The 13,036-nt window shown below is 72.1% G+C and carries 10 protein-coding genes; 7 read left to right on the forward strand and 3 right to left on the reverse strand.

The window, feature by feature from the left end; translation table 11 throughout:
• The first annotated feature begins 20 nt into the window (after positions 1–20).
• Positions 21–1,355: an EAL domain-containing protein gene (locus AACH11_RS05520; RefSeq protein ID WP_341373197.1), complete on the forward strand. Its 1,335-nt coding sequence runs from the start codon at positions 21–23 to the stop codon at positions 1,353–1,355.
• A gap of 63 nt (positions 1,356–1,418) precedes the next feature.
• Here the strand turns inward: AACH11_RS05520 and AACH11_RS05525 are convergent, their stop codons facing one another.
• Positions 1,419–2,705 carry an aromatic ring-hydroxylating oxygenase subunit alpha gene (locus AACH11_RS05525; protein ID WP_341373198.1) on the reverse strand — a complete coding sequence of 429 codons (1,287 nt, stop codon included), beginning with the start codon at positions 2,703–2,705 and terminating at the stop codon, positions 1,419–1,421.
• Positions 2,706–2,939: 234 nt separating this feature from the next.
• On the opposite strand from AACH11_RS05525, the gene xseB reads away from it, so the two are divergent.
• The 4 genes from xseB to folE2 all read left to right on the forward strand — a co-directional run bounded on the left by xseB (position 2,940) and on the right by folE2 (position 7,042).
• A complete protein-coding gene (gene xseB / locus AACH11_RS05530; RefSeq protein WP_423228694.1) occupies positions 2,940–3,251 on the forward strand; it encodes an exodeoxyribonuclease VII small subunit in 312 nt (103 codons plus the stop codon).
• Complete coding sequence (locus AACH11_RS05535) at positions 3,248–4,168, forward strand: polyprenyl synthetase family protein (protein WP_423228695.1); 921 nt, start codon at positions 3,248–3,250, stop codon at positions 4,166–4,168. Before xseB ends, AACH11_RS05535 begins: the two co-directional genes overlap by 4 nt.
• Before the next feature lie 71 nt (positions 4,169–4,239).
• A complete protein-coding gene (gene dxs, locus AACH11_RS05540; RefSeq protein ID WP_341373199.1) occupies positions 4,240–6,153 on the forward strand; it encodes a 1-deoxy-D-xylulose-5-phosphate synthase in 1,914 nt (637 codons plus the stop codon).
• A 79-nt stretch (positions 6,154–6,232) separates the two neighbouring features.
• Positions 6,233–7,042 carry a GTP cyclohydrolase FolE2 gene (gene folE2, locus AACH11_RS05545; RefSeq protein WP_341373200.1) on the forward strand — a complete coding sequence of 270 codons (810 nt, stop codon included), beginning with the start codon at positions 6,233–6,235 and terminating at the stop codon, positions 7,040–7,042.
• A gap of 30 nt (positions 7,043–7,072) precedes the next feature.
• Here the strand turns inward: folE2 and AACH11_RS05550 are convergent, their stop codons facing one another.
• Positions 7,073–8,587, reverse strand: a complete 1,515-nt coding sequence (locus tag AACH11_RS05550; RefSeq protein WP_341373201.1) for an ATP-binding protein — start codon at positions 8,585–8,587, stop codon at positions 7,073–7,075.
• Between the two features lie 224 nt (positions 8,588–8,811).
• Positions 8,812–9,444: a response regulator gene (locus tag AACH11_RS05555; RefSeq protein WP_341373202.1), complete on the reverse strand. Its 633-nt coding sequence runs from the start codon at positions 9,442–9,444 to the stop codon at positions 8,812–8,814.
• A 453-nt stretch (positions 9,445–9,897) separates the two neighbouring features.
• On the opposite strand from AACH11_RS05555, the gene AACH11_RS05560 reads away from it, so the two are divergent.
• Both AACH11_RS05560 and AACH11_RS05565 read left to right on the forward strand, forming a co-directional pair.
• Positions 9,898–12,060 carry a TonB-dependent receptor family protein gene (locus AACH11_RS05560; protein ID WP_341373203.1) on the forward strand — a complete coding sequence of 721 codons (2,163 nt, stop codon included), beginning with the start codon at positions 9,898–9,900 and terminating at the stop codon, positions 12,058–12,060.
• Between the two features lie 49 nt (positions 12,061–12,109).
• The gene (locus tag AACH11_RS05565; RefSeq protein ID WP_341373204.1) at positions 12,110–13,033 is read left to right on the forward strand and encodes a quinoprotein dehydrogenase-associated SoxYZ-like carrier; all 924 of its coding nucleotides are present in this window, start codon (positions 12,110–12,112) and stop codon (positions 13,031–13,033) included.
• The last annotated feature ends 3 nt before the right edge of the window (positions 13,034–13,036 follow it).

The raw sequence follows: 13,036 nt of genomic DNA on the forward strand, positions 1-13,036 counted from the left end.
TGGCCGTGCAGGAGCCGCCGGTGTCGTCCGGGTCCGATACGTCCGCCCCGGCCGTCGACGTCGCCGACGATGCCGGCATCTGCGCGGCGCTGGCCGGTGCGGCCGCGCGCGGCGAGCTGGCGCTGGCCTACCAGCCGCAGCTGTGCCTGCGCAGCGGCCAGATCGTCGGTGCCGAGGCGCTGATGCGCTGGCACAGCCCGCGGCTGGGCACCGTCTCGCCGGCGCGCTTCATCCCGCTGGCCGAGTCCTCGGGCCTGATCGTGGGGCTGGGCGACTGGCTGATCGACGAGGTCTGCGCGCAGCTCCAGCGCTGGCGCGCGCAGGCCTTGCCGCCACTGCGGGTGGCGTTGAACCTGGCGCCGGCGCAGTTCTCGCACGGTGATCTGGGGGCGGCCGTGCGGGCGGCTCTGGCACGCCACGGCGTGGAGCCCTCGTTGCTGGCGCTGGAGTTCACCGAGGCCGCGCTGGTCGCGGGCAGTCCGGCCAACAGTGCCGCGCTGCGTGCCCTGCAGCGCGAGGGCGTGCAGCTGGTGCTCGATGACTTCGGGACCGGCGCGTCGAGCCTGCGCAGCCTGCGCAGCCTGCCGTTCTCCCTGGTCAAGATCCACGACAGCTTCATCCGTGAGCTGCCGCAGGATCCCGACGGCCTGACCGTCACCCGCTCGATCATCCATCTGGCCCATGCGCTGGGCTATCAGGTGCTGGCCGAAGGCGTGGAGACGCCGGGCCAGCTGCAGATGCTGCACGACGAGCAGTGCGATCAGATGCAGGGTTATCTCTACAGCCCGCCCGTGGCGCCGGAGGCCTTCGTCCGCCTGCTGCGTGAAGGGCGGCGCCTGGCACCGCCGCGCGCGGTCGAGGCCCCGCAGCAGATCCGCACGCTGCTGCTGGTCGATGACGAGCAGCACATCCAGTCCGCGCTCAAGCGCCTGTTCCGGCGCGACGGCTACCGGGTGCTGACGGCCTCGGGCGGGCCCGAAGCGCTGGAGCTGCTCGCCACCCACGCGGTCGACGTCATCGTCTCCGACCAGCGCATGCCGGGCATGCTGGGTACCGATCTGCTGCGTCGGGTGCGCACGCTGTATCCGCAGACCATCCGCATCACGCTGTCGGGCTACACCGATCTGCAGTCGATCATCGATGCGGTCAACGAGGGCGCGGTCTACAAGTTCCTGACCAAGCCCTGGGATGACGAGCTGCTGCGGGCCCACGTCGCCGAGGCCTTCGCGCAGAAGACCCTGGTCGACGACAACCGCCGCCTGCAGGCCCAGCTGGCGGGCGCGACCGCCGAACAGCAGGCACTCAGCCGCCGGCTGGATGAGCTCATCGGGCAGGGTGGCGGCGCGGATGAGTGAGGGCGGGGAGGGCGGGAGGACGGGTGGCCCGTCGCTCCGGCCGGCCTCCGCCGCCGCCGACGCTCACCAGGGTGCGCGGCCCATGCCCATCACGCGCCGGTACCACTCGTGGAAGTGGCGCATGCCGTCCTCCATCGGGCTCTGGTAGGGGCCGGCCTCGTCGTCGCCGCGCTCGAACAGCGCGCGGCGGCCGGCGTCCATGCGCTCGGCGATCTCGTCGTCTTCCACGCAGGTTTCCAGGTAGGCCGCCTGCTCGGCCTCGACGAAGTCGCGCTCGAAGGCGGCGATCTCCTCGGGGTAGTAGAACTCGACGATGTTGGTGGTCTTCTGCGGGCCCTTGGGGTGCAGGGTGGAGACCACCAGCACGTGCGGATACCACTCGACCATGATGTTGGGGTAGTAGGTCAGCCAGACCGCGCCCTGGCTCGGCGCCTGGCCACCGTTGTAGCGCAGCACCGCTTCCTGCCAGCGCTTGTAGGCCGGCGAACCGGTCTCCTGCAGCATCTTGTGGATGCCCACGGTCTGCACGCTGTGGTGGCGGCTGAACTCCCAGCGCAGGTCGTCACAGGTGACGAAATGGCCGAGGCCCGGATGGAAGGGGCCGACGTGGTAGTCCTCGAGGTAGACCTCGATGAAGGTCTTCCAGTTGTAGTCGCACTCGTGGACCTGGACCTTGTCGAGCACGAAGCCGCTGAAGTCGAGCTGGGCCTTCGGGCCGATGGCCTCCAGCTCGGTGACGACGTCGCGGCCGTTGTCCTCGAACAGCATGCCGTGCCACTCGCGCAGCCTGTAGTTGTTCAGGTGCAGGCAGGGGTCGTGCGGGAAGTGCGGTGCGGCCATCAACTGGCCGTGCAGGTCGTAGGTCCAGCGGTGCAGCGGGCAGACGATGGTGCCGCCGGACGACTGCTGCAGGTTGCCGCGCCCGCGCAGCATCACCGCCTGCCGGTGACGGCAGACGTTGCTGATCAGCTCGATGCCCTCGCGCGTGCGCACCAGCGCCCGGCCTTCGCCCTCGTGGGCCAGCGCGTGGTAGTCGCCGACCTCGGGCACCGACAGCGCATGGCCGACGTAGCGCGGGCCGTGCTGGAACAGCAGCTCCAGCTCGCGCCGGTAGAGGTCCTCGGAGAAATAGGTCTGCACCGACAGCTGCGACTGCTCGGGCGCGTGCGCCAGCGGCAGGCGCAGGCCCTGCGGTCCGGCGCCGCCATGGCCCGGTCCGGCACCGGGCTGCCCCGGTTGCCCCGCGTGCGACGCGCCGCGGTCGGTGGATGGATTGAAGCCGGCGGCGCCGTCGCGGGCGCCTGCTTGGTTCGACTTCAGAGCTTCGAGACTGACGCTCAGGTCCGACATGATCCCCGTATCTCCAGGTGAGAGGATGTCCAACCCCCACCCGGTGGCCCCGCGGGTGGGCTGATGAAAGGCCGGCCGCCGCCCAGAGCCCCGGGCGGCACCGACCATGTGAAACGGCCACTCCGGACGGCAGAGGCATCCGGGTGGCCGAACCCGCGAGTGTAGCGCCTGCCTCACGCTGCAGTGCAGCGGCGGCCGACTAGAATCTCCGGCTTGCCAGCAGTGACCATGCGCATGATCAAGAAGACGACTGCCAGCGGCCCGGGGGAGGGCCAGGCCCGCATCGACGGGCTGGACGAGCCGCCACCGTCCGTGGCCGCGACCGCGGCCATCGTGCTGCCCGAACGCTACGAGGACGCGTTGGCCGAACTCGAACGCCTGGTGCAGGCGATGGAGGCCGGCCAGATGCCGCTGGACCGTCTGCTCGACAGCTACCGCCGCGGCGCGGCCCTGCTGGCGCACTGCCGCGCGCGGCTCGACGCGGTCGAGCAGCAGGTGCAGGTGCTGGAGGACGGACAACTCAAGGACTGGGTGGAGGGCGCATGAGCACGCCGACGAACAAGGACGGCGCCCTGGCGTTCAGCCCGTGGATGGGCGCACAGCTCGATGCGGTCGAGGCCGCGCTGTCGGCCTGGGTGCCGGCCGATGCGCCGGCCGGACTCGGCGTGGCGATGCGCTACGGCGTGCTCGACGGCGGCAAGCGGCTGCGGCCGCTGCTGGTGCGGGCCACGGCCGAGGCCGTCGGCGGTGACGCCGGCGCCGCCCTGCGCGCGGCGGTGGCCGTCGAGCTGATCCATGCCTACTCGCTGGTCCACGACGACATGCCCTGCATGGACAACGACGTGCTGCGCCGGGGCAAGCCCACGGTCCACGTCGCCCATGGCGAGGCCACGGCCATGCTGGCCGGCGACGCGATGCAGGCGCTGGCCTTCGAGGTGCTGACCCCGTGCGCGGATGATGTGCATCCGATGCCGGCCACCCGTCAGGCCCGGCTGTGCGCGCTGCTCGCCCGCTCGGCCGGCCACGCCGGCATGGCCGGCGGCCAGGCGATCGACCTGGCGGCCACCGGCAAGCCGCTGGACGAGGCCCAGCTGCGCGACATGCACCGCCGCAAGACCGGTGCGCTGCTGCTGGCCAGCGTGCAGATGGGCGCGGCCTGCGGCGAGGTCGCGCCGGCCGTCTGGCAGGCCTTGACCGTCTTCGGCGAGGCGCTGGGCCTGGCCTTCCAGATCGTCGACGACATCCTCGACGTGACCCAGGCCTCGGACAAGCTCGGCAAGACCGCCGGCAAGGACCTCGACGCCAACAAGCCGACCTACGTCAGCGTGCTCGGCCTCGACGAGGCCCGGCGCCAGGCGCGGGCCCTGCGGGCGCAGGCGCTGTCGGCGCTGGACGCGGCCGCGCTGGCCGACGACAGCCGCCTGCGCGCGCTGGCCGACATGGTCGTCGAGCGCGACTGCTGAGCCGCCGCCGCCGATCGTCCACCGACCGCATCCGCGCGCCCGCCACCGACGTCACCTCCGGAGTCCCCCGCATGAGCACCCCGCTGCTGGATTCGATCGACAGCCCGGCCGACCTCAAGCGCCTGTCGCGCCATGAGCTGCGCCAGCTTGCCCAGGAGTTGCGCCAGTTCGTGCTGCACAGCGTCAGCAAGACCGGCGGCCACCTGTCGTCCAACCTCGGCACCGTCGAGCTGACGGTCGCGCTGCACCACGTCTACGACACGCCGCGCGATCGCCTGGTCTGGGACGTCGGCCACCAGACCTACCCGCACAAGATCCTGACCGGCCGCCGTGGCCGCATGGACACGCTCAAGCAGCTCGGTGGCATCAGCGGCTTCCCGCGCCGCGCCGAGAGCGAGTACGACACCTTCGGCACCGGGCATTCGTCGACCAGCATCTCGGCCGCGCTCGGCATGGCCCATGCCGCGCGCCTGAAGGGCGAGCACCGCCGCGTGGTGGCCGTCATCGGCGACGGCGCGATGACCGGCGGCATGGCCTTCGAGGCGCTGAACCATGGCGGTGCTCCGGGTGGCGCCGGCCTGGCCGACATGCTGGTGATCCTCAACGACAACGACATGTCGATCAGCCCGCCGGTGGGCGCGCTGAACAAGCACCTGGCACGCCTGATGAGCGGCCGCTTCTATGCCGCCGCGCGCGAGGGCGCCAAGAGCGTGCTGAAGAACACGCCGCTCTACGAGTTCGCCCGCCGCTTCGAGGAGCACACCAAGGGCATGGTCGTGCCCGGCACCATCTTCGAGGAGCTCGGCTTCACCTATGTCGGCCCGATCGACGGCCACGACCTGGACGCGCTGATCCCCACGCTGGAGAACCTGCGCGACAAGAAGGGCCCGCAGTTCCTGCACGTGGTGACCAAGAAGGGCTACGGCTACGAGCTGGCCGAGGCCGACCCGATCAACTACCACGGCCCGGGCAAGTTCGATCCGGCCGTCGGGCTGACCCCGCCGGCCACCGCGCCGAAGACGACCTTCACCCAGGTCTTCGGCCAGTGGATCTGCGACATGGCCGCTGCCGATGCGCGCCTGGTCGGCATCACGCCGGCGATGCGCGAGGGCTCGGGGCTGGTCGAGTTCGAACGCCGCTTCCCGACCCGCTACCACGACGTGGGCATCGCCGAGCAGCATGCCGTCACCTTCGCCGCCGGTCTGGCCTGCGAGGGCCTCAAACCCGTGGTGGCGATCTACTCGACCTTCCTGCAGCGCGGCTACGACCAGCTGATCCACGACGTGGCGCTGCAGGAGCTGCCGGTGATGTTCGCCATCGACCGGGCCGGCCTGGTCGGCGCCGATGGCGCGACCCATGCCGGCGCCTACGACATCCCCTTCCTGCGCTGCGTGCCCAACATGGCGGTGCTGACCCCGTCCGACGAGGACGAGTGCCGCAAGGCGCTGACCACCGCCTGGCGCCGCCCGCAGCCCACCGCCGTGCGCTACCCGCGCGGTGCGGGCTGTGGCGCGCCGGTGTCGGCCGGACTCGACGAGCTGCCCTGGGGCCAGGGCGTGGTGCGGCGCGAGCGCCAGGGCGCGGCGGCCGACGGCCAGCGCGTGGCCATCCTGGCCTTCGGCACGCTGCTGCAGGCCGGTCTGAAGGCCGCCGAGGCGCTGGACGCGACGGTGGCCGACATGCGCTTCGTCAAGCCGCTGGACCAGGACCTGGTGCTGCGGCTGGCGCGCGGGCATGACCTGCTGGTCACGCTGGAGGAGGGCGCGATCGCCGGCGGCGCCGGCAGCGCGGTGCTCGAATGCCTGGCCGCGGCCGGGGTCACGGTGCCGGTGCTGCAGCTCGGCCTGCCCGACGAATTCATCGAACACGGCGACCACGCGCGCCTGCTGGCCGGCATCGGCCTGGACGCCGCCGGCATCGAGGCCGCGGTGCGTCGCCGGTGCGGCCCTGCGCTGCAGCTGGTGCGTCCGTCCGACGCCGCCTGAGCGCGTCCCGCGCATCCCCGGGCCCGCCAAGGACATTTGAATGATGCGATCCTTTCGGCTGGCTTGATTGAGTCCTGCTATGAACCAACTGACCGACGCGCTGCACATTCCCGACACCCAGAGCGAGCGTGACCAGCGCCATCTGGCGATCCAGCGCGTGGGCGTGCGCAGCGTGCGCTGGCCGCTGACCGTGCGCGTGGCCGGCGAGCCGCAATCCGTGCAGGCGCAGTGGGCGCTCGACGTCGCGCTGCCCGCCGAGCAGAAGGGCACGCACATGTCGCGCTTCGTCGCCTGGCTCGACAGCCTGCAGGCGCCGCTGGACGCGCCCGAGCTGCAGGCCCAGTTCGGCCGCATGCTGGAGCTGCTGCATGCCGATGCCGGCCGCGTCGAGGCCGCCTTCAGCTTCTTCGTGCGCAAGCGCGCGCCGGTCTCGGGCGTGCAGAGCCTGCTCGACTACCGCGGCCGCTGGATCGCCGAGCGCGTCGACGGCCGCACCGTGCTGTGGGCCGAGATCACCGCGCCGGTCAAGAGCCTGTGCCCGTGCAGCAAGGAGATCTCCGACTACGGCGCGCACAACCAGCGCTCCGAGGTGACGATCCGCGTCGAGCTGCTGCCGGCGGCCGTCGACGGTGCGCAGGCCCTGCAGTGGACCGAACTCCTGCGTTATGCCGAGGAATCGGCCTCCAGCGAGATCTGGCCGCTGCTCAAGCGTGCCGACGAGAAGTGGGTGACCGAGCGCGCCTACGAGAACCCGAAGTTCGTCGAGGATCTGGTGCGCGATGTCGCGCTGCGTCTGAACGCGGATGCGCGCATCGGTCGTTATCGCGTCGATGTCGAGAACTTCGAGAGCATCCACAACCACAGCGCCTGGGCCCGCATCGAGCGCTGAGCGCGGGCCGCGGGCCGCAGGCCGGCCCGTTCAGCCGGCCTGCACGGCCGCGCGGTCGACCGTGGCCCGGGGCGCGAGAGGCTTCGGCGCCGGCACGCTCGGATGACGTGCGGCCGACAGCCTGGCCAGCAGTGCGTGCAGCCGCGCCAGGGGCGGCGGCTTGGGCCAGCAGTCCAGCGCCCCCAGGGCCCGGGCCCGCAGCCACAGGCGCGGGTCGACCGCCGCGCTGACCACCACCACCGGAATGCGGCGCAGCTGGGCGTCGGCCTGCCAGGCGCCCAGCAGCTCCCAGCCGCCGGGCAGGGCCGGATCGACCAGCACCAGGGCCGGCCGGCAGGTCTGCGCCAGCGCCAGGGCCTCGGTCAGGCTGGCCGTCTGACGGACCAGCCAGGGGCGGGCCGATGCGGTGCCCGCGGTCGCCGTGCTCGCCGTGTTCGCCGTGTTCGCACGAGGGGCGACCAGCCGGGCGTCCAGCCACTGGGCGAGCACCGGGTTGGCGTCCACGCACAGCAGAGCCGGTGCACCCTGCGTTGACCGCATCGCCGGTGCGGACCCCGTCGCCCCTGCGGGCTGGGCCGTGTGCGCAGCCCGCGCCGCGAGGGTGTCCGTCACGGTGCTGGCGGGGTGGTCGATGGGGTGGCTGAGGGCGTGGTTCAGGGCGTGTTCCAGGGCGAGCCTGGCCGCCGGCTCGCGGACCGTCGCCGGTGCGCCCGGGTCGCTCGCCCCGTCGACCTCGACCGGCGCGGCGCCAGCGGTCGCCGCCGCCCGCCCGGGCAGCCGGACGGAGACGACGCTGCCGCGACCCGGCTCGCTGTGGAACTCGAGCTGACCGCCCATGCGCCGCAGCAGCGCGCGCGACAGGGCCAGGCCCAGCCCCTGGCCCTGGCCATCGGTCCGGCCCAGGCGCTCTCCGGGAATGAAGACGCGCTCCAGCGCGGCGGCATCCAGGCCGGGGCCTTCATCGTGCACGCTGAAGCAGGGCCCGGGGCCGACGTGCACGGCCACGGTCGTGCCCTGGCGGCTGTATCGAACCGCATTGGCGATCAGGTTCAGCAGCACCTGCAGCGTGCGCCGTGGATCGGCCCAGGCGGTTGCCGTGGGTTCCGTGCCGGCCAACCGCAGGCTCAGGCCGCGGCGCGCGGCCGGTGCCGTGTGGAAGCCCAGGGCCTGCGTGGCCAGGCTCTGCAGGTCGACCTGCTCGGCATGGCAGGGCCAGAGCCCGCTGTCGGAGTCCCTCAGATCGTCGAGCAGGCCCAGCAGGTGGCGTCCGGCCGACATCAGGTGCTCGAGCTGGTGGCGCTGCCGTGGGCTCAGCGGAGCGTCCGCATCGTCGGCCATCAGGGCGGCCAGATCCAGCATGGCGGCGGCCGGGCCCTTGAGCTCGTGCACCGCGGAGTCCAGCAGCCAGCCCGCGGCCGGTTCCGGCGCGGCGACGGAACCCGGCGTGCCGGGGCGTGCGGTGCGGATCGGCTGGCCCCTGCGCAGGGTCGGGCCGGGGCCCGGTCCGGTGGTGGACAGGCGGGGGGCGGACGGGAGCTGAGGCAACACGGTCTCCGGCGTACGGGCGCCGGACATCCGCACGCCTCGCGGACGATTGTTCAGCCGTGGGCCGGTGGTCGCAGTGGGGAGCTCTTGACTCGGCCCGTACAGAAGGCCCGGCGCGGTGCGCGGGCGGACTGGACCCGGATGCCGGCGTCATCACCCGGCAATCCCCCGGGCGGACATCCGCACCGGCGGTCAGCGCCCTGAGACGCCGACCCGCAGGGCGGTCATTTCTCGACCAGCCCCTCGCGCACGGCCAGACGCACCAGCGCGGTGACCCCGTTGACGCCGAGCTTGGACATGATGCGGCTGCGGTAGGTGTCGACCGTCTTCGGCGACAGGTGCAGCTGGGTGCCGATGGTGGCCGAGGACAGGCCGTTGACGACCATGGTCACGATCTGGCGCTCGCGCGGCGACAGGATGGCGAAGGGGTCGTTCGGCGCCTCGTCGGTGAGCGCCTGCAGCGCCAGATCGGCGACCTGCGGGCCGAAGAAGCGGCGGCCGCCGGCCACCGTCTCGATGGCCTGCAGCAGCTCGGCCGCCCCGGCGTCCTTCAGCACGTAGCCGGCCGCGCCCAGGCGCACCGCCTCGGCGACGTGGCGCGGCTGGGCCGACATCGTCAGCACGATGGCCTTGACCGGCGAGTCGCGGCGCTTGAGTTCCTGCAGGACCTCGAAGCCCGAGCGCTCGCCCAGGCCGAGGTCCAGCAGCATGACCTGGGCCTGGCGCTGCTGCGCCTCGGCCACGGCCTGGGTGGGGTCGCTGCTTTCGCCGACCACCTGGTGGCCGGCCGTCTCCAGCAGGGCGTGGAGACCGTCGCGCAGGATCAACTGGTCATCGACGAGGTAGATGCGTGTCATCAGATCGGGGCTCTGGGCTGGGACGTCGGCGGGCGGACGGGCAGGCCGCGCGGGCCCGCGGTCCTCCGCAGGGTGCGCTCTCTCGGAACGCCGGGGAAGTCTTCACGCCCGGGCCTTCGACCACCTGACACCGCGCCTGCATGATCTTGATGCAGCTCATATCGGACTCCCCCGCGGCGACTTGAGAGCGCCTTACATCCCGCCACGATACCAAACGTCCGGCCTGTGCTGATCCGTTCTGGCGCACTGCTCGGGAAAACGTGGGCTTGGAGCAGCGTCGTGCCCACGGTTTGATGCGAGGTGACGGTGCCGCGCCACGGGCCGTGCCTGTGCGACGCTGGTACAGGTCGGGGGCCGTGGCGGTGGTGCCCGGGCCGTGTGTCCGGTCCCGTCGTCCCCTCTGTCTTCCACCCTGTGCGCCGCTCCGGGCGTCGATGTCCGGAGCCTGTCGAGATGCCCTGTTTCCGTCTACATCCGCTGGCACGTGCCGGCCTCGTGCTGTGCCGCTGGCTGCCCGCGGTCTGTGTCCTGGGTCCGGCTGCGGCCCGTGCCGCGCAGGCGGATGCCGTGCCGCCCGATGCGCCGGCCGCCGTCGAGCGCGTGGTCGTCACCGGCGCCACGCGCGCGGCGCGCACCCTGGATCTGCCGTTCGCCGTCTCGACCATCGATGCCGCCGCGCTGCGTGCCGGCGGGCCGATGCTGGACCTCTCGGAGGCCACCGCCCTGGTGCCGGGCCTGACCGTCAACCAACGCCACAACTACGCGCAGGACCTGCAGATCAGCTCGCGCGGCTTCGGCGCGCGCACCCCGTTCGGCGTGCGCGGCCTGCGCCTGTATGCCGACGGCATCCCCGCCACCATGCCCGACGGCCAGGGTCAGGTCGCGCACTTCGACCTCGCCGGCGCGCAGCGCATCGAGGTGCTGCGCGGTCCGTTCTCGGTCCTCTACGGCAACAGCTCGGGCGGCGTGATCGCGCTGTTCGGTGCCAGCCCGCGTGAGCGGCGCACCGAGTTCGCGCTGGACGCCGGATCCTTCGGCCTGCGCCAGGGCCGCTTCGCCGTCGCCTTGCCCTCGGTCGACGGCAGTCCCGATCTGCGCGCCAGCCTGACCCATGCGACGCTCGACGGCTACCGTCCGCAATCGGCGGCCGATCGCACGCTGGCCCAGCTGCGCAGCAGCTGGCAGGACCGCGACGACCGGGTGGTGGTCTCGCTGTCGGCGCAGCGCCAGCAGGCGCAGGATCCGTTGGGGTTGATGGCGACCGATTTCGCGATCGATCCGCGGTCGACGATCTCCACGGCGACGACCTACGACACCCGCAAGTCGATCGAGCAGACGCAGTGGGGCGTGAACTGGCAGCACCGCTTCGGCGAAGGCGGCGCGCTGCAGGATTCGGCGGTGACGGTGTATCAGGGCTGGCGGTCGGTGACGCAGTTCCAGGGCCTCCTGCCGACCTTCCAGGGCACCACAAGCAGCGGTGGCGTGATTGACTTCGACCGCACCTATGCCGGTCTCGACGGTCGGCTGAACTGGCGGTTCGGGACGGTGGATCTGGTGACGGGGGCGGCCTACGAACGTCAGACCGACGACCGTCAGGGCTACCAGAACTTCCTGGGCACGGCGGTTGCGCCGACTGCCCGCGGCGTGGTCGGTGCCCTGCGCCGCGATGAGACCAATCGCGCGCGTTCGCAGGACGTCTACGCCCAGGCCACGTGGCCGCTGGCGACCGACTGGACCTTGACCGCCGGCGTTCGCTCGGGCGAGGTGACGCTGTCGACCTCGGATCGCTACATCACGTCGGACAACGGCGACGATTCCGACCGCATGGCGCTCAGCTACACGAATCCGGTGGTCGGCCTCGCCTGGAAGGTGACACCAAGGTGGTCGGTGCATCTGAGTGCCGCGCGTGGTTTCGAGTCGCCCACGCTGGGCGAGCTCGCCTACGGCAGCACATCGGGCGTTGGGGGCTTCAACCGCGATCTGAAGGGGCAGTCGAGCCGTCAGGTCGAACTGGGCACGAAATGGTCCGATGCCCGCAGTTCGGCCGAGGTGGCGATCTTCGAGGCCGACACCCGCAACGAGATCGCTGTCGATGCCAGCTCGGGTGGCCGTACGACGTATCACAACGTCGGTGATACGCGGCGCCGTGGCCTTGAAATCGGTGCATCCGCCCGACTGGCCCCAGGGCTTTCCGTCCAGTCGGCACTGACCTGGTTGCAAGCCGAGTACCAGCAGAGCTACTCGACATCGGCGGGCACGGTCGCCGCCGGCAACCGCATCGCCGGCACCCGCCGCGGCCAGCTCGCGGCCGATCTGGCCTGGCGTCCGGCGCCCGGGCTCGGTGAGTGGGCGCTGGAGTGGCGGGCCTATGCCGCGCTGATGGCCAACGACGTCAATGACGCCCATGCGCCGGGTTATGCGCTGGTCAACCTGCGTTGGCGCGGCGAGGTGGCCCTGGGGGCGGAGGACGCACTGGAGCTGCTGGCGCGCGTCGACAACGCGGCGGGCCGTGTGCACGTGGCCAGCGTGATCGTCAACGACGGCAACCGGCGCTACTTCGAGCCCGGCGCACCGCGCAGCCTGCTGGTCTCGGCCCGCTGGCAGCACCGCTGGTGAGTCCGGCGCCGTCGGCCACCCCACCTGACCCCCGAGCCGGAGCCGCCCGATGCGCCGCACCCCGCGCCCCCTGCCGATGCCGCCCCGCGCGTCGGCGAGTCCCGGAGCCCTGAGCCGTCGTCGGCTGTCCGGCTGGCTGCTGGCGCCGCTGCTGGGCGCGGCGCGGTCGGTGCCGGCCGGCCCGGCCGCGGTGGCGGCTGCGCTCGGCGCGGCCGGCGGGGTCGGCATGGCGGGATCCGCGCAGGCCGCACCGCCATCGGACATCGATCCCTTCGGCAGCCTGGTGTGGCCTTCGCTGCGCCAGGAGTTCCTGGGCGCTGATGCACGGGTGGTGTTCGACGACCGGGTGCAGGTCCAGGGCCCGCCCTTCGCCGAGGACCCGATGAACGTGCCGATCAGCGTGCGGGCGGCGCTGCCCGAGGTGCGGCGCCTGATCGTGCTGGTCGACCGCAACCCGATCCGCAAGGTGCTGGAGCTGCAGCCGCTGGCCGCTCAACCGACGGTCGCCTTCCGTTTCAAGCTCGAGCAGGCCTCGCCGGTGCGTGCCGCGGCGCAGACGGCCGACGGGCTGTGGCATGTCGGCGGCACGCAGGTCGATTCGGCGGGCGGCGGCTGTACCGTGCCCGGCGGCAGTCGCGCCGACGGCAGCTGGTCGCAGACGCTGGGCCAGGTCAGCGGTCGCCTGTTCGAGGCCGACGCGACGCGCGCGGCGGGGGCGGATGCCGCCAGCCGTCTGCGGCTGCGCATCATGCATCCGATGGACACCGGCCTGGTCAACGGCGTGCCGGCCTTCTACGTCAGCCGCCTGGTGGTGCGCGATGCGCGCGAGCGCGAGCTGCTGCGCATCCAGACCTTCGAGCCGGTCAGCGAGAACCCGGTGTTCTCCTTCGACTTCGCCGAGCCGCCGCTGCGTCCGCTGCGCATCGTCGGCCAGGACAACAACGGCAATCGCATCGACAGCGTGCTGCCATGATCC

This window comes from Pseudaquabacterium rugosum (assembly GCF_038066575.1).
Lineage (GTDB): Bacteria > Pseudomonadota > Gammaproteobacteria > Burkholderiales > Burkholderiaceae_C > Pseudaquabacterium > Pseudaquabacterium rugosum.